Origin of the sequence: Azorhizophilus paspali, from assembly GCF_043587585.2 — a bacterium.
GTDB lineage: Bacteria > Pseudomonadota > Gammaproteobacteria > Pseudomonadales > Pseudomonadaceae > Azotobacter > Azotobacter paspali.
On the sequence record NZ_CP171449.1, the window covers coordinates 1,355,825 to 1,372,085 of the forward strand.

At 65.9% G+C, this 16,261-nt stretch carries 17 protein-coding genes; 6 read left to right on the forward strand and 11 right to left on the reverse strand.

Translation table 11 applies throughout. The features are described from left to right. Window positions 1-5 precede the first annotated feature (5 nt). Window positions 6-341, forward strand: a complete 336-nt coding sequence (locus tag ACGI6K_RS06650) for a DOPA 4,5-dioxygenase family protein (RefSeq protein ID WP_377969208.1) — start codon at window positions 6-8, stop codon at window positions 339-341. Between the two features lie 776 nt (window positions 342-1,117). Here ACGI6K_RS06650 and ACGI6K_RS06655 read toward each other — a convergent pair. Further along, window positions 1,118-2,623, reverse strand: coding sequence for an extracellular catalytic domain type 1 short-chain-length polyhydroxyalkanoate depolymerase (locus ACGI6K_RS06655; protein WP_376943855.1), 1,506 nt, complete (start codon window positions 2,621-2,623; stop codon window positions 1,118-1,120). Window positions 2,624-2,735: 112 nt separating this feature from the next. Further along, window positions 2,736-2,945 (reverse strand): hypothetical protein, encoded by a 210-nt coding sequence (locus tag ACGI6K_RS06660; RefSeq protein WP_376943853.1) that lies wholly within the window; start codon window positions 2,943-2,945, stop codon window positions 2,736-2,738. 371 nt (window positions 2,946-3,316) lie between these two features. Here ACGI6K_RS06660 and ACGI6K_RS06665 point away from each other — a divergent pair, with 371 nt between their 5' ends. Beyond that, window positions 3,317-3,946 carry a LolA family protein gene (locus tag ACGI6K_RS06665; RefSeq protein ID WP_376943851.1) on the forward strand — a complete coding sequence of 210 codons (630 nt, stop codon included), beginning with the start codon at window positions 3,317-3,319 and terminating at the stop codon, window positions 3,944-3,946. A 13-nt stretch (window positions 3,947-3,959) separates the two neighbouring features. After that, window positions 3,960-4,457 (forward strand): SRPBCC family protein, encoded by a 498-nt coding sequence (locus ACGI6K_RS06670; protein WP_376943849.1) that lies wholly within the window; start codon window positions 3,960-3,962, stop codon window positions 4,455-4,457. Window positions 4,458-4,484: 27 nt separating this feature from the next. Here ACGI6K_RS06670 and ACGI6K_RS06675 read toward each other — a convergent pair whose 3' ends face one another. Further along, window positions 4,485-4,829, reverse strand: coding sequence for a BON domain-containing protein (locus ACGI6K_RS06675; protein ID WP_376943847.1), 345 nt, complete (start codon window positions 4,827-4,829; stop codon window positions 4,485-4,487). A 216-nt stretch (window positions 4,830-5,045) separates the two neighbouring features. On the opposite strand from ACGI6K_RS06675, the gene hppD reads away from it, so the two are divergent. Then, a complete protein-coding gene (gene hppD, locus ACGI6K_RS06680) occupies window positions 5,046-6,125 on the forward strand; it encodes a 4-hydroxyphenylpyruvate dioxygenase (protein ID WP_376943845.1) in 1,080 nt (359 codons plus the stop codon). On the opposite strand, the gene ACGI6K_RS06685 is transcribed toward hppD, so the two are convergent. The 4 genes from ACGI6K_RS06685 to ACGI6K_RS06700 form a co-directional block, all read right to left on the reverse strand. Further along, the gene (locus tag ACGI6K_RS06685) at window positions 6,122-7,300 is read right to left on the reverse strand and encodes a metal-dependent hydrolase (protein WP_376943843.1); all 1,179 of its coding nucleotides are present in this window, start codon (window positions 7,298-7,300) and stop codon (window positions 6,122-6,124) included. The genes hppD and ACGI6K_RS06685 overlap by 4 nt on opposite strands. A 261-nt stretch (window positions 7,301-7,561) precedes the next feature. After that, window positions 7,562-7,909: a hypothetical protein gene (locus ACGI6K_RS06690; protein WP_376943841.1), complete on the reverse strand. Its 348-nt coding sequence runs from the start codon at window positions 7,907-7,909 to the stop codon at window positions 7,562-7,564. A 281-nt stretch (window positions 7,910-8,190) separates the two neighbouring features. Continuing rightward, on the reverse strand, window positions 8,191-8,802 hold the full coding sequence (locus ACGI6K_RS06695) for a hypothetical protein (RefSeq protein ID WP_376943839.1): 612 nt from the start codon (window positions 8,800-8,802) through the stop codon (window positions 8,191-8,193). A gap of 11 nt (window positions 8,803-8,813) precedes the next feature. Next, the gene (locus tag ACGI6K_RS06700; protein WP_376943837.1) at window positions 8,814-9,854 is read right to left on the reverse strand and encodes an extracellular catalytic domain type 2 short-chain-length polyhydroxyalkanoate depolymerase; all 1,041 of its coding nucleotides are present in this window, start codon (window positions 9,852-9,854) and stop codon (window positions 8,814-8,816) included. Between the two features lie 394 nt (window positions 9,855-10,248). On the opposite strand from ACGI6K_RS06700, the gene arfB reads away from it, so the two are divergent. Beyond that, the gene (arfB, locus tag ACGI6K_RS06705) at window positions 10,249-10,662 is read left to right on the forward strand and encodes an alternative ribosome rescue aminoacyl-tRNA hydrolase ArfB (RefSeq protein WP_376943835.1); all 414 of its coding nucleotides are present in this window, start codon (window positions 10,249-10,251) and stop codon (window positions 10,660-10,662) included. 90 nt (window positions 10,663-10,752) lie between these two features. Here arfB and ggpS read toward each other — a convergent pair whose 3' ends face one another. The 4 genes from ggpS to phhA all read right to left on the reverse strand — a co-directional run bounded on the left by ggpS (window position 10,753) and on the right by phhA (window position 15,771). Then, on the reverse strand, window positions 10,753-13,005 hold the full coding sequence (gene ggpS / locus ACGI6K_RS06710; protein WP_376943833.1) for a glucosylglycerol-phosphate synthase: 2,253 nt from the start codon (window positions 13,003-13,005) through the stop codon (window positions 10,753-10,755). Between the two features lie 88 nt (window positions 13,006-13,093). Further along, window positions 13,094-14,383: an MFS transporter gene (locus tag ACGI6K_RS06715; protein ID WP_376943831.1), complete on the reverse strand. Its 1,290-nt coding sequence runs from the start codon at window positions 14,381-14,383 to the stop codon at window positions 13,094-13,096. A 143-nt stretch (window positions 14,384-14,526) separates the two neighbouring features. Next, a complete protein-coding gene (locus ACGI6K_RS06720) occupies window positions 14,527-14,883 on the reverse strand; it encodes a 4a-hydroxytetrahydrobiopterin dehydratase (RefSeq protein ID WP_376943829.1) in 357 nt (118 codons plus the stop codon). 102 nt (window positions 14,884-14,985) lie between these two features. Then, window positions 14,986-15,771, reverse strand: coding sequence for a phenylalanine 4-monooxygenase (gene phhA / locus ACGI6K_RS06725; protein WP_376943827.1), 786 nt, complete (start codon window positions 15,769-15,771; stop codon window positions 14,986-14,988). 192 nt (window positions 15,772-15,963) lie between these two features. Between phhA and ACGI6K_RS06730 the strand changes: the two genes are divergently transcribed. Then, window positions 15,964-16,260, forward strand: coding sequence for an encapsulin-associated ferritin-like protein (locus ACGI6K_RS06730; protein ID WP_376943825.1), 297 nt, complete (start codon window positions 15,964-15,966; stop codon window positions 16,258-16,260). Window position 16,261 lies beyond the last annotated feature (1 nt).

A 16,261-nucleotide genomic window follows, 5' to 3' on the forward strand; every position in this document is an offset into this window, starting at 1 on the left:
CGTCGTTGCAGGCAAAGGCGCTCCGCGCCGCTGGCCCAGACGCTCGTCGCCCGGTCGAGCATCATTCACGAGGAAGAGCAAGTCCCAGGGGTCTGTATCAATGCCATGTTTATTTCGAAAAGGAAGACAGGCTCGGGGCCGCGGCGCTCAGGGACAGAGTGATCGGGGAACCGGATTGCATTGTTGATATATCGCCGCTCATATTCGAGCGCGTAGGACCTCATACGATGCCGATGTTCGAAATCGATATCGAGCCGGCTTCGGTGGATGCGGCGGTGGCGTGGCTGGATGCCAACAGGGGTGGATTTTCCGTCCTGGTACATCCGGTGCCGGAAGACTAATACGAAGCGCACACGAAACTCGCGATGTGGCTGGGCGATCGACTGGCGCTGGATTTGCAAAAGTCGTAGCGGGATAGAGCGGGCGCGATCCGCAGACGCTGGTGTGGCTCGGGGCAATCGCATGAAATACCCGCTCGATACCGGACTGGAAATATTGTGTGTCGGATGTTTCGGTGTTGCCTTCGACTCCGCTGCATGGGCTGCTTGCCGAGTAGCTGGAAAGTCCCTGTTTCGGCGCCCCGGCCGAGTCACTTTTTCTTGTCTGGCCAAGAAAAAGTAACCAAAAAGAAGGCTACCCCCTCATCCGGCCCTGCGCTTTGCTCTGGGTTCCCTCCCTCCGTCGTCGCTCCAGGGGCACGGCCCAAAGGGCCATCCATGGCCCTCGGGCCTTTCGCCGCATCCATGCGGCTCATCCCCTTGCGCGACGACTCCGCTCTGCCTCCTGAAGGGGGCATCCGGCGCGGCCTGACAGGCCATGCCACAAGCGCAAAAGCGCTTTCAGGCAACCCGGAGCCCGATTTCCGTCAGGAGGCCGAGCGCAAGTGCCGCGTAGAGAAGCCAAGCGCAGGGAGTCGGCGACGACTGCAGGGATGCAGGAGGTAGAGCGACGCAGGATGCCAAAGCCGAGAGTCGTACAAGGGTCGAGTAGCAGCCCCTCGGCCATTACTGGCCAGGGTTTCACACAATCTTTCCAATCCGGTATCGAGCGGGTATTTCACGCGATTGCCCCGCGGTGTGGCTCTAGGCACAGTCCGGCGAGTTTCGTGCCCCGATCGCTACCAGCCGCAGGCTTCCGGCGGGCGGACGAACCATTTTCCTGGTGCACCTTCGTAAAGCGTCACCGGCGTCAGCCCCTGGAAGACGGAGCCCATGTCGGTGCGGTCGCCACTGGCCAGGGTGCGGCCGTACAGTGTGCCGCCCGGCAGCGCCCGTCCACCGAACAGGTGCTCGAGGGGCGAGGCGGTGGCAGTCGCGCAGGTCGCCGCGGGTACATCCGGGTCTTCCACCAGTACCGTGCGGATCGCCTCGCTGCGTTTGCCGCGACGGTTGGTGGTGCTGTAGGTGCAGCGGTAGCGGCCGGCGCGGTGGGTGTCGACCGTGCAGTCGACACCGACCGCCAACTCGCCGTCCTGGGCACTGCCGGCGCGGGCGCCGGGGTCGACGAACGACTCGCCGAGCGGCAGGCGCAGCGGATTGGCGCCCTCGATGGTCACCCGCGGGCTGTCGTCCGGCTCCATGCCGTTGCGCGGATGGCGGGCGAAGAAATACCAGAGGATGTCCGGATGGCTGGGGCCTGGGCGCAGCGCGTAGGGACCTTCGCGTCCATATTCGCCACCGATCCAGTAGTGGCCGCGGTCGGTATCGTTTTCGTTCGGAGTTTCCAGCGGCCCCTGGTAGTAAAGGGTTTCCACCAGCGAGCGGCTGGCGCTGTTGCCGTCGGCGGTGTGAATCTCGTGGCGGCAGCCGTAGTCGTCGTCGCCGAACACCGGGATGCAGGGCCTCTGCGCCGCCAGGGTGGTGGCCGGGGTGTCGAAGGGTGCCGAGCCGAACGCCTTGAGGTGCGCGTCGCGCAGACGGCGCCCGGCACTCGCGACCACGGTGCAGTCGTTGTCGTTTTGGATGACCAGCAGCGGGATGGGGTAGGGATCGTCGAGTTCGGCGCGCATGTCGGCGACCACCCGCTCGACGCTGTGCAGGCTGGCATTGCTCAGCGGGCAGGCGGCCGAGGACACCGCTCGCGACTCCTCGCCGTAGGGCAAGCCGGCTACGCTGGCCGCCGCCGCCCAGTATTCGTTGTGGGCGATCGCCGCCACCACACTCATCGCTCCGCCCGAGGACAGCCCGGCGATGTAGCGGCGCGCCGGATCGGTGCGGTAGCGGGCCTCGACCGCCTGGGCGATGCGCAGCAGATCCTCCACTTCACCGCGCCCTTCGTGGCGCTGCCCGTCGATCCAGAAGCCCCAGCAGTTGGGTGCGCGCAGTTCGTCGTAGCCGCTGACGAAGGGCGCGACCAGGATGAAGCCGTAGCGGTCCGCGGCGGCGGTGAGTCCCCAGTCGCGCAGCACGTTGTCGTTGTCCATGAGGCAGCCGTGTAGCGCCATCACCAGGGGCGGCGTTTCGGGGCGCACGTCCGGCAGGTAGACCTTGTACTGGCGCTCGCGCGAGCCGGGATAGCCGGCGGCCGGCAGGCTGAACGATTCGAGGCTGCCGCCCCAGGCGAGCGGGGCCGGCAACAGGAGCAGGGAGAGGACAAACAGGCGGAAGGTCCATGTCCAGGGCATCGTGGCATTTCCTTGTCGAAGCAGAACGGCATCGCTTTGCTGCAGGGTAGATCGCTCCCGCAGCGCTGGCCAGTCGGCTCCGAAAAGACCGGCGGAACGACTCGGGGTTCCTTCAGCGCCCGTTTCTGCCGTCCCTGTCGTAGCCTTCACGGCGCTCCTTGCGGTCACGATCGCCATCGTCGCGACGCTCGTAGCCTTCGTGCCGGCCGTTGTCCCGGTGGGAGTCGGAACGATGGCGATGGTGGTCGTGATCGTCGTCCCACCAGTGCGTGCAGCCACCGAGCAGGGTGGTCAGGGCAAGCAGGGGGTAGCGGTGTTTCATCGCGTATCTCCGGAAAACGAAAGCCGCGTACATGGTCATACGGGACGGGGCGTTTCGCCCACCGCCGGGCCGGTCGTCGCCCAGTGGGCGGGCGGCGGCCATTCCTGGTCGATACTTCGTCCATTGTTCGCGTGGAGGCGACGGCCTTGAATGCCTGCGACCCCTGCCTAGCCGCATCATGGTCGAACCGGTCCGGAGGTGAGAAAGCTAGTGGCCTGTGCGGTCGGTCGATTCGCGTTTGGATGAGCGGGGCTCCGAGACGAGGTGCCGCGACGAGCCATGGCGGGGGCATGGCGAAAAGCGGCAACGTGGTATCGGGGCTTCGGAGGCCGGAAGCGATCGAGCGAACTTGCCAGACGGGCCACTGACCCGTGGCCGCGCTCATGCTGCTGTTCGCCCTGCTCGGAGGACCCGGCGCGAGCGATCCTCTGGCCGAGGCACAGGAACGCTTCCAGGCGCTGACCAGCTACCGGGTCACGGTGCGCCTGAACGCCGAGGGCAGCGAGCAGCATGTGCTGCGCTACTTCTACCGCAAACCCGGCTGGGTACGTATCGAGTTCATCCGGCCGCACCCGGGACTGGTGCTGATTTACAATCCCGCCAGCCGCCGGGTGCGAATCTGGCCGTTCGGCCTAAACCATCTGCCGAGGCTCAATTTGGCGCCGGACAACCCCTTGATCCGTGGCCCGCACGGTATCCGGGTCGATCAGTCGGATATTGGCGTGCTGCTGGACACTCTTCGCGAGTGGCAGGCCCGTGGCACGCTGGCCGCACTCGGCAGCGGGGAGGTCGCGGCAAGGCCGGTTGCCGGCTTCGAGATTCGCGAAGGGGGGCCGGGGAAGCCGTCCGGCGCGCATCACTACCGGATCTGGCTGGCGCGCGACAACCTGCTCCCGTTGCGGGTCGAGCGCTTCGGGACTGGAGGTCGTCTGCTCGAGAGCGTCGACATGGCCGATCTGGAGATCAACACGCCCTTCCCCGAGCGCTTCTTTTCTCCCTGAGCCGAAACGAGCCATGGCTGCGGCCAACTGCTTCCACCTGACCACCCTCTGGCAGTTCGACGCGCCGCTCGCCGCGGTATGGGACGCTATCGTCGAGCCCGAGACCTGGCCTGGCTGGTGGCCGGGTGTCGAGCAGGTCGTCACCCTGGAGCGGGGGCACGAAGAGGGCGGTCTGGGGACCCGCCAGCGATTCGTCTGGAAAGGGATCTTGCCCTACCGGTTGTCCTTCGTTTCCCGCGTGACCCGCCTTGAGCCGCTGCACCTGCTCGAAGGACGGGTCGAGGGCCAGCTCGAGGGCGTCGGCCGCTGGCGCTTCAATGAGGATGCCGGCCAAACCAGGGTGTGTTTCGACTGGCGGGTACGTACCACCCCTGCCTGGATGAACCTGCTGGCCCCGCTGGCGCAGCCGCTGTTCCGCTGGAACCACCGACTGTTGATGCATGCCGGCGGCGTCGGCCTGGCCCGGCGACTCGGTACGCGCCTGGCCTTCCAGACGACCTGGTCGTCCTGAGGGGCGTCATCGGGGCACGCGGGTCGTTCAGTGGCGATCCTCCGTCCGGCGCCGCTGCGCCTCGTAGGCCCGATAGTCGGCGCTTTCCTCGGCGCCGGGAGGCTCGGGCATCAGCCGGACCGCCAGGTCGCGGCTGTCCACCCGGATCACGCCGTGCACCGCGCCGGCCAACTGGAGGGCCCGATTGCGCCGCTGGTAATCGTCGACCAGGCCGCTCAGGAACACCTCGCCGGCGCGGGCCTTGACGTGGATGTCCTGGCCACGGGTTTCCCTGGCCAGGGCGAGGGAGGATTTCACGCCGGCGGTGAGCCAGGCATCGCGAACGGCGGCGCCGAGGCGCTGGGGAGCATGGTTGGACAATGGGGTTTTCATGGCGGCGAACCTCTGGAATGGAGCCGGCGCGGGCGCGTTCGCCCGGCAGGCCTGCGTTGATCGTCTCCAGCCGGTGAACCATCGGTGACAAGCGGAAATTATAGTTTTCGCCGCCGTCGGTGGCCGTATCCGGCTCCGGACGGTATTCGCCACTTGCCCGGCGGCGGCTCTTCGCCTGTGCTGAAAGGGTCAGTGCACGCTTCGCGAGGTAGCCTCATGAATGCCATACCGGAAAGCCCAACCTGCAACCCCATCGGCACCGACGGCTTCGAGTTCGTCGAATTCACCGTGCCGGACGCCGGGGGCATCGCCCGGCTGCGCGGGCTGTTCGTCGCCATGGGTTTCACCGAGACCGCCCGGCACCGTTCCAAGGAAGTCTTCCTGTTCCAGCAGAACGACATTAATTTCGTCCTCAACGGTAGTCCCGACGGGCCGGTGCGGGCTTTCGCCGAGGAGCACGGGCCGAGCGCCTGCGCCATGGCCTTCCGAGTCGGCAACGCCGTCCAGGCCGCCGACTACGCGCAGCGCCAGGGGGCGAGGTTACTGGGCAGCCACGCCAATTTCGGCGAACTGAACATCCCCTGCATCGAAGGCATCGGCGGTTCGTTGCTCTACCTGGTGGATCGCTACGGCGAACGCAGCATCTACGATGTCGACTTCGACTTCATCGCGGGGCGTACGGCGCGGGACAACGCGGTCGGCCTGAGCGTCATCGATCATCTGACCCATAACGTCGGGCGTGGGCAGATGGATGTCTGGGCCGGTTTCTACGAGCGCATCGCCGGCTTTTGCGAGACGCGCTACTTCGATATCGAGGGCAGGCATACGGGCCTTCTGTCCCGCGCCATGACCGCACCCTGCGGGAAGATCCGCATCCCGATCAACGAGTCGGCCGACGACCATTCGCAGATCGCCGAATTCATCCGCGATTACCATGGCGAGGGCATCCAGCACATCGCCCTGGCCACCGACGACATTTACGCCACGGTGCGCGCGCTGCGCGCCAGGGGCGTGGCCTTCATGCAGACCCCGGATACCTACTACGAGAAGGTCGCTACCCGGATTCCCGGCCATGGCGAGCCGCTGGAGTCGCTGCGCGAGCTGAACATCCTGATCGACGGCCGTGTCGGCCGCGAAGGGCTGCTGCTGCAGATCTTCACCCGCCCCCTGATCGGCCCGATCTTCTTCGAAATCATCCAGCGCAAGGGCAACCAGGGCTTCGGCGAAGGCAACTTCCGCGCTCTGTTCGAATCCATCGAGGAGGACCAGATCCGCCGTGGAGTGTTGAAGGGCTAGGAAGGCGCGGTGAGAAACGGCCGCAGGCCTTTCCCGTCGTGACCACTTCGGGCAGCGGGATCAGCCCTCGCCGAGGCGGGGAGGCGCGCCGGTCGCAGTGGCGGCGGCCGGGGAGGGCTCGCGGTGAGCGGCACTTGCCACTGCTGCAACTGGCGGGCCCAGTCCTCCAGGGGGATTCGCGCGTCCTGATGCCAGATGCGCCGCCACAGCAGGCCGAGATGTTCGAGGCGGCCGCGGTTCATCGGCAACTGCTCCGGTTCGGGGAGGAGTTGCCAGCGGTCGTCGCGTTTCGCGGCCAGGGCGAAGCGGAACGGGTGGGCGCCGGTCATGCCCAGACGCAGATCGGTGACCACCAGCTTGCCGTCGATCTCGTCGTAGCGCAGCCAGTCGTCGGCGAACCAACGCAGCCGCGCCAGTTGCGGCGAGGCGCCCAGTCCGGCGATCAGGGTGGTGCCGCGCGGCAGGCGGACCAGTTCCGGCGGCCGGCGGTCGAACCAGCCGACCAGCGCCTCGTGGTAATCCTCGCCGTCGCGCGCCAGTACCCGCCAGAGCAGGCTGTTGAAAGGCGTCGGCACGCTGAACAGGGCTTGGGCGCGAATCCCCTGGCGCGCCAATTCCGCCGCCACGCGGTTTTCAGCCATCTGTTTGCCGACCAGGGTCAGCCCCAGGTAGAGGCTCGACAGGCCGAGCGCCCAGTACTGCCAGCGCAGGGCTCGGCCGTTCAGGCGGTACAGGAAGCCACCCAGCACCGCGCCGAGCAGCGGCAAGGTGTACAGAGGATCGATGATGAACACGCTCGACCAGGCCACCGGCGGCATGTCCAGCGGCCAGAGCAGCTGGGTGCCGTAGCTGGTCAGGCTGTCCAGCAGCACATGGGTGGCCAGTACCAGCCAGAGGGTGAGGAACAGGCGCCCGCCACCGTATCCCGGATGCGGCCTGAAGCGCCGCAGCAACCAGGCCAGCAGCAGCGAGAAGCCGGTGAGGACGAACAGGGAATGGCTGAAGCCGCGGTGGCGGGTCATGTTGGCAACCGCGTCGCCGTAGTCGATCAGTACGTCGAGGTCGGGCAGGGTGCCGAGCAGGGCGCCGTAGAGCAGCGCCTTGCGTCCCTGCCAGCGCCCGAGCAGCGCGCCCTGTACGCTGGCGCCGAGCACGGCCTGGGTGAGCGAATCCATTGGAGCGTCCCGTAGAGCGGATAAGCGATTACGGTAGCCGAGGGAGCCGGGCGAATGGAAATGCCCGGCGGCGGGGCATCCACTTGGACCAGGCCATCGACCGTCCTGTTTGGAATTCTGTCGCTGCGCTTTCAGGGCTGTCGGCGGTTGTGCCACGAGTATGTCCATCCGGACGGGATGAACGGGCAGGATCGCAGGCAGATCTTGCGCTGATCGGGGGGCACAGGCCGGGGAAAGGCCGGTGGTCTTGCCGGGAGCGCTCTACTGGCGCGGCTCCAGATCGGCGTCGAAAACCGTCCGTCCGTCCTCTGCCGACACGGGAGAGATCGCCAAGGGAAGTCCGCTGTTCGAGATCTCCGCCGCGCCGGCTTCCAGGCAGACCTCGTTGGTTTTCTGCCGGATGATCACCTCGACCGCTTCCTGCATGATCCGCAGGGCGATCGCCGGACTCTCGTAGGCGAGCCGCAGGCTGTGCTTTTCCTTCTGTTCGACGATCGGCGCGAGGGCCGGATGCGAGGAGTAGCCGATCTGGATTCCTTGCGGAAGCGGCAGATAATCCTCCGGCTCGGCGGGCCAGAGGAGCTTGCCGCAATAGAGATAGCTGTCCACCGCTTCTTCCTCGACTGCGTTGCTGTGCCAGGAAGCGAGCAGCAAGCCGCAGGCGATCAGGGTTTTGCTGAGCGTATTGATGATCCGGTCCTCTCGTGGGTCTGGTTCGCTGGATCGGTATCGACAGTTGGATAGCCCGTGGCTCGAAAGTGACTGTCGTGACCGTACGTTTCCCCGACCGGCGCGCTTCGGCGGTTACCTGCGGCGCGCCGGCTACTTCCATTCAACGGTACGTTCCGGCGAGCGGCAGCCCGGGCAGGGCCTGTCGTCGGCCGGTCCGTTCAAGCGGTACTGTCCTTCTCCGCTGCCGATTCCGCTGTCGATGCGGGAGGCGGCGAGGCGGCCGGCTGCGACGCGGCGGTGGGCGCGGGCTCCTCCTCCGTTTCATGGCCCAGGTTTTCCAGGGTCCTTTGCAGCCAGATGTTGTAGGCCGAGCGGATCTGGCCGAGCGCGGAGGCATGTTCGCTGGCGTCGGCCTGGTACTGCTTGGCGATGCTGAGGCCGGCCTCCAAGTAAGAAGCCAGGATCTGCTGCGGGGTGCTGGCGCCCTGCATGGCTTCGGCGACCTGCTTGCCGGTGCCCAGGGTAGTCGTCAGGAAACGGATGTAGCAGTCGCTTTCCTTTTCCTGGGCGGCCAAGTGGATCTCGGTCAGCTCCTGGTAGGCGGAGAACAGGACTGAGGGCTTCAGCCAGGGCATGCCGGTGGGGCTCCAACCGCCGAACTGCATGGACTCCATGACCTGCCGGACGATCCGCAGGCTGTCGTTGACCGGTGTCATGGCCTCGAAGATGAGCCGTGCGTTCCGGCCGCTTTCGCTGGCGTAGTCGTTCCAGTGTTTGAGTGCCTCGGACAGCTTCGGATCGATCGTGGCGTTCGCGGTGTCGGCATCCATGGTCTTTCTTCCTATGTGCAGTGAATTGGCTCAGGATGGGGCTCGGCAAGGCGGGCGATCATTTTGTGGATGGCGCGCAGTTGAGGAGCGTTGCGGGTGAAGTAGTCCGGAGTCGGGCTGTCCAGCGAAGAATAGCCCCAGAAGTCCCAGCAGCCGTCGGGATTCAGCGGCGAAGCGCTGGATGGCCGCACCTGGGGGTAGAGCATGATGAGATTGTTGGCTTCCGCCAGCCGGTTGTAGCCGGTCCGGGCGTAGTATTGGTCGCCGGTGAAGCGCGAGCCTTGCCAGCAGCCGTGGAACACCACATGCACGGGGCAACTCTTGTCGCTCTGGCAGGCCGTCGGGACGTAGGCATAGGCCGTGTCGTCCATGCTGGTGTAGGGGGAGTCGATGAATTCCTTGTGGTCGAAGGCGATCAGGCTGTCGTCCCGGTGACGGGCGGGCGACTTCAGGCCTTGGTGGATCTGCTCGAGTATGGCGCCGGCCTGCGAGAAGTCGCAGTCATTGATGCAGGGCGCGCGGGTCAGCGCGCAGGCAGTATCTGTGTTGTCGTCGGTCAGGAAGGCATGACCGGCGGCGATGCTTTTGTCGTAGCGAATGGAGGCCTCCGGGATGCCGACGGCCTTGAAGAACTCCCTGGTCTGGTTCACGACGGTGGTCGTGATGATTTCGTCCCATGTGCCGCTGAAGATGTAGGTACGGTCGTCCTCGAGATTCTTCAGGGGCGCAATGTGGCCGTATTCGGCCAGCGTGGTCGCATATCTGGCCAGGCGCGGTGTATTCGGACCGCTCTCGACCGTCGGGGGATGCATGCGGGGGGGCGTGGCGTTCACCAGCAGGGAATTGCCCGCCCAGGACTTGGCGCAGAGATAGGGACCGCTGGCGACTATGCTGGCGCCCACCATGATCTCGGAAAACGCCAGGTAAAGCTGGGATGTCATGAAGGCACCGGACGACAGTCCCGACACCGAGGTCTTGCGGATCTCCGCGCCACAGGCGGGCAGTTTGACGGTCTGAACTTCGGCGCTGGCGACGCTGAGCAGCATCGTCATGGCAAGTCCTGTGCTGATACGGGCTCCCGGTATCCGTTTCATCGTTCCACGCGAGAGATTCCCGCCGTTCCGGGGCGGGGAGAGATAGCCTGGCCGCCTGGGCGCTCCCGTGCTCGCTGCCTCCTTTCTGGCTGGGTGCTCTGTCTGGATTGGGGTTGCCTTCGGCATAGTTCGGCGAAGGCCATTCGAGTATGGACAAAAGGTTCAATAGCGCAAGGCTGGCAGGATAAGGCCACTTTGCGCGGGAGCGGACGATTCGCGCCGGCGCCGCTAGCCGTGCGGTTCGGATTCGTTCGGCCAGACAGGCCGCGGGCTTCTGCCGTTTTTCTGTCTTCCGCGGGCAATTAACGGAATAATGCCGACACTATCGCCGCTTTTTTCGATCGGACGCACCATGCTGGAAATATCCGCCACCCTCCATCTGCCCGACGACGAGATCGAGCTGAACGCGATCCGCGCCCAGGGGGCCGGCGGTCAGAACGTCAACAAGGTGTCCAGCGCCGTGCATCTGCGCTTCGACATCCGTGCCTCGTCCCTGCCGGATTTCTATAAGGAGCGCCTCCTGGCCCTGCGCGACCAGCGTATCGGCGGCGAAGGCGTCGTCGTGATCAAGGCGCAGCGCTACCGCACCCGCGAGCAGAACCGCGCCGATGCCCTGGAACGCCTGGTCGCGCTGATTCGCAGCGTGGCCGGGACGGAGAAGACGCGCCGACCGACCCGGCCGACGCGCGGCTCGAAACAGCGCCGGCTGGAGGGAAAGGTCCGCTGCGGGGCGATCAAGGCCGGGCGGGGGCGGGTGGATTATTGATTGTCGGCACGCCGTGCGGTGACGAGATCGGACCTGCAGCGCGGACGAATCCGTGCCTGCGCGAGCGCAGGCGTGGATTTGCCGGCACTGTCAGGCGATGGCGCGGATGTCCATCCGGGGCTCCTCCAGCGCGCCCAGGAACTCGTCACCCCAGCGGCGGATATCGTTGAAGGCGACGATGTCGAACAGCTCGCGTAGCCGCGCCCGCGCCTCGCTCTTGGGCAGGTTCAGCGCCAGATGGCAGTTCTGCACCAGGTCGGCGATATCGTGGGGATTGGTCAACAGGGCGCCCTTGAGTTCGGCGGCGGCGCCGGCGAATTCGGAGAGCACCAGCACGCCGCTGCCGTCCTGCAGGCCCTGGGTGGCGACGAACTCCTTGGCGACCAGGTTGAGGCCGTCGCGCAGCGGGGTGATCCACATGACGTCGGCCATGGCGTACCAGGCTACCACCTCCTCGAACGGCAGGCTGCGGAAGAAGAACTGCACCGGCGTCCAGCCGACCCGGGCGAAGCGGCCGTTGATGCGTCCCACGGCCTGTTCGATCTGCCCCTGCAACTCGTCGTAGACGGTCATCTCCCGCGCCGCCGGGACGCAGATGGTGGCCAGGGTGATTCTGCCCTGCAACTCGGGGTTGTCCGCCAGCAGCCGCTCGAAGGCCCTGAGTTTTTCCAGCACGCCCTTGGTGTAATCCAGGCGCTCCACGGCGAGGACCAGGCGTACGCCGTTCAACTCGCAACGCAAATGTTCTATTTGATTCTGCACGGAAGGGCTGGCCAGGGCGTTGCGCACCCGGTCGAGGTCGAGCCCCACCGGATGGGCGCCGAGGCGGACCTGGCGCATGCCGGTATCGATGGCGGTAGTCACGCGCTCCAGGCCGACCGCGCAGCCATAGGTGACGAAGCGCGGCGCGCAGTTCTGCTGGCCGAGCACCTCCAGCGGGGCCACGCCGCGAGCGACGTCGACGAAGTTCTCCACCTGGCGCGGGATGTGGAAGCCGATGTAGTCGCACTGCAGCAGGCTGCCGACGATCTGCCGGCGCCAGGGCACCACATTGAACACATCCGCCGAGGGGAAATGGGTGTGGTGGAAGAAGGCCAGCTTCAGGTCCGGGCGCAGTTCGCGCAGATAGGCCGGAACCATCCACAGGTTGTAATCGTGCAGCCAGACGGTGGCGCCCTCGGCGGCCTCCAGGGCGGTGCGCTCGGCGAAGGCGCGGTTGACCCGCAGGAACACCTGCCAGTCGTCCTCGTTGAAGGCGGCGCGTTCCCAAAAGGTGTGCAGGGTCGGCCAGAAGGCTTCCTTGGAGAAACGCTTGTAGAAGGTATCGATGTCTTCCTTGCAGAGCGGTACGCGGGCGGCGGTCAGGCGCGGATAGCGCTCGGCGTCCACCGTGGTGTGGCTCTCGAAAAAGCCCTCGCCTTCCTCGTGCTCGGCCCAGGCGACCCAGGAGCCCTTGCGCCCGTCGGCGAAGAAACTGAGCAGGGTGGGGATGATGCCGTTGGGCGAGCTTGGCCGGCGGCGTTGCACCTGGCCGTGCTCGCGGTATTCCTCGTAGGGCAGGCGGTGGTAGACGATCACCAGCTCGGCGTGCCCCGGCTCGGTCGCCCTGCGGGTCTCGGCGGCGAAGCCGTGCACGCCGAGGAAGCCGAAATGGGCGAAGGCCTGGATGATGCCGCCGCAACCCGGACTGTCGGCGTGCAGGACACGGGTACAGTGGCGCGTATGTTCGAGCAGGCTTTCCTCCGCCTGCCCGACGCAGACGCCCTTGAGGCCGCAGGTGAGCATGCTGAGGTCGTTCAGGGTGTCGCCGGCGACCAGCACCTGCTCGGGATCGAGACCAAGGTGCTCGACCAGGCGCAGCAGGCTGCTGCCCTTGTTCACCCCGCGCGGCAGGAAGTCCAGGTAGCGTCCGGCCGAGTACAGCAGGTCGCAGCCGAGGCGTTCGGCGATGACCTTGAGGGCCGGGTCGGCGGCACGTTCCGGGGTGCAGAAGTAGGAGCAGCGGCGCGCCTGGGGCACGTCCTGGCGCTGCAGGTCGGGAAGGCCGGCGAGAGCGCCGGCAATCTGGCTTTCGCCGGGCCAACGGGCGTCGATGTCGTGCTGCAGGGGTTGGATCGGCTGCAGGGTTTCACCGTGATAGAGGCTGGCGCCGACGTCGGCGATGATGTAGTCCGGCTGCGGCAGGGTAGGATCGGCCAGCAGCGGCAGAACAGCCTCGAGGCTACGGCCGGTGACATAAGCCAATTGAATATCGGGGTGGGCGGTGATGGTCTGATAGAGACTCAGGCGATCCTGCGGATCGCCGGCGAGAAAGGTTCCATCGAGATCGGTGGCAAGTAGCATGCGCTGTCTTCTCTCCAGTAGTGGGGTAAGTTGACGCGCCGACCTGGGCCGACGAGCGGTGTTGTCCGGAGCCTCCATGGCACCGGAGTCAGATACAGGTTTCCTCCCTGGTGGTGCCCGGCTCCGCCACGGCGGCGTCGGGGCTGGAATCGGCCGCGCTTTCCGAGACCTCGGGCATCAGTTCGAGCACGGTATGGCTGGTGCGCAGCATGGGGGTGAACTGGGCATGCGGCTCGCTGAGCAGATCGCTCGCCCGGTGTAAACGATGGAGGGTGTAGAGCGCCAGCAGGCCGAGTACCGCCGCGCAGTAGAGCGGCAGTCCGCGCGGACCGAGCAGGTGCATGGCTAGGCCGGCGAGCAGCGGACCGCAAGCCGAGCCCAGGCCGTTGACCAGCAGCAGGCCGCCGCAGCCGGAGAGGATCTCGTCCGGGTGCAACTGATCGACCATCCGCGCCATGGCGATGGAATAGATGGAGAAGGCCAGCCCGCCCCAGAGGAAGAAAGCACCGAGTAGCAAGCCACCGGTGGGCAGCAGGCTGATGGCCAGTGCCGTCAGCGCGGCCAGGGTCACCACGCAGAGCATCACCTTCGCGCGGTCGTGGCTGTCCGAGTAGCGGCCGATGGGCCACTGCAGCACGGCGCCGCCGAGAATGGTCGCCCCCATCAGCAGTCCCACGCCGGCGGCGTCGAAGCCGCTGTGGCTGGCGTATACCGGCGCAAGACCCCAGAAGGCGCCGAGGGCGAGACCGGACAGCCCGGCGGCGGTCACCGAAAGCGGCGCGATTCGCGCCAGTTGGCGCAGCTCGGTGGGCGGCGTGTCGGGCAGGGTCGGCTGTGCCTGGCGAGTGAGGGTGATGGGCAAGAGCGCGGCACAGATGAGGATACCGGCGATGGCGAAGAGCAGGAATTCCAGCGGACTAGCGAGGTTCAAAAGCTGCTGGGCGAGGGCCAGAGCACCAAGGTTGACCGCCATGTAGACGGCGAACACCCGGCCACGGCTGTCGCCGCTGACCCGGGCGTTGAGCCAGCTCTCGATGACCATGTAGAGGGTGACCAGGACGATGCCGTAGACCACGCGCAACACCATCCACACCCAGGGGTTGACCAGAATTAGGTGGAGCAGCGCGACGATGGCACCCGAGGCGGCGCAACAGGCGAAGACGCGGATATGCCCGATGCGGCGGATCAGCGGTACTGTCAGCCAGGTGCCGAGCAGGTAGCCGACGAAATAGCCGGACATCAGCAGTCCGAGCAGCCCGGTAGAGTAGCCTTCGGCGACGCCACGCAGGGTCAGCAGGGTGTTGAGCAGTCCGTTGCCGAGCAGGAGCAGTGCGACCCCGCCAAGCAGCGAACCGATGGGGGCAATGTTGGTCCACATGGCCACCTACCCTAAGGAAGTTGCCGACGAATGGCAACTCAAAATCCCCTCAAGGGGGCCGCTATACAGTATTAACCTATTGTTTTTAAAGGATATATTTTACCCGACGAAAGGTCTTCCGGTTTTTGCGTCGGAGCGCTGGCTCAGGCGCGCTCTTTGGCTCCTTTCGCCAACTCATCGGTGCGCGCCGCCATGATGAAGTCGTTGCGGTGCAGGCCGCGGATCTTGTGGGTCCACCAGGTCACGGTGACCTTGCCCCATTCGGTGAGTAGCGCCGGATGGTGCCCTTCGGCCTCGGCGAGCGCGCCGACCGCGTCGGTGAAGGCCAGGGCCTGGGCGAAGTTCTTGAAGGCGAAGACCTTTTCCAGTTGCAAGATGCCGTCGCGGTTTTCCACCTGCCAGTCGGGGATCTGCCGAATCAGGTCGGCGAGTTCCTGTTCCGAGACTTTCGGCGCGTCGGCGCGGCAGGCTTCGCAATGGGCTTGGGTAAGGGCGGTCATGGCGGGCTCCGGTTTTGCTGGTTACTGGTTGTGGGGGCGGCTCCGGGGGCGACGGTGGAAAACCGCTGCGCGGGTTTTCCATGCCGCGTCCGGGATCGGCGTTCAGGCCGCCTTCGATGGAAACTTCGGCGGATGCAGGCCGAGACGCATGGCCTGGCGCACCAGCGCCATGATGTCCTGGCAGGCCACTTCGAACAGGCGGCGCAGGTCCGGCAGCACGAAGTAGAGCGGTTGCAGGATGTCGATGCGATACGGCGTGCGCATCGCCTCGAGCGGATCGAAGGGCTGGTGTTTCGGCGTCCCGGACAGGCAGTGAAGGGTTTCCTTCGGCGAGGAGAGAATGCCGCCGCCGTAGATGCGCCGGCCCGCCGGGGTGTCGACCAGGCCGAACTCCACGGTCATCCAGTACAGCCGTGCCAGGTAGACGCGCTCCTCCTTGCTGGCCGCCAGGCCCAGCCGGCCGTAGGTGTGGGTGAAGGCGGCGAACCAGGAGTTGGTCAGCATCGGGCAGTGGCCGAACAGTTCGTGGAAGATGTCCGGCTCCTGCAGGTAGTCCAGCTCCTCCGGCCGTCGGATGAAGGTCGCCACCGGAAACCGGCGGTCGGCGAGAAGCTCGAAGAAGGTCTGGAAGGGGATCAGCGCCGGTACCCGCGCGACTTGCCAGCCAGTGGCGGATTCGAGTACGCGATTGATTTCGTCGAGCTGCGGGATGCGCTCCCGCGGCAGGCCGAGCCGCCGGATGCCGTCCAGGTATTGCACGCAGGCGCGTCCTTCGATGAGTGCCGATTGGCGTTCGATCAGCGTCCGCCAAACGGCGTGCTCAGCCTCGCTGTAGTGGATGAAGCCCCGCTCGTCCGGTTGCCGGGCCACATAGGGCGTCGCGGTCATTTCGGTGCCTCCTGCGCGGTTGCGCGCGGTTTACTGCTTATAGTTAAGACATAGCGCGGATGAAGCGGCTCTGCACGTCACGGCGGAGCCGCGCCGATCGTCCGGCATGCCGTCCCGAGCCCGAGCCGGGGGCGCTGATCACCGGGAGTCGGGCGCTGTTCTTCGCCTACACACATCAGCAGGAGAATGGATATGTCCAGCGTCGGTTATCACGAACTCGTTGAAGCGCTTTCCGCCGAAACCCGCGACATGCACCGGGCCATCGTTTCGCTGATGGAGGAACTCGAAGCCATCGACTGGTACAACCAGCGGGTCGACGCCTGCCGGGACCCGGAACTCAGAAGCATCCTCGTGCACAACCGCGACGAGGAGAAGGAACACGCCGCCATGGTGCTGGAGTGGATTCGCCGCAGGGACTCCAAGTTCTCGAACGAACTCAAGACGTATCTCTTCGGCGAGGGGCCCATCGATCACAAGGATGGGGACTGAG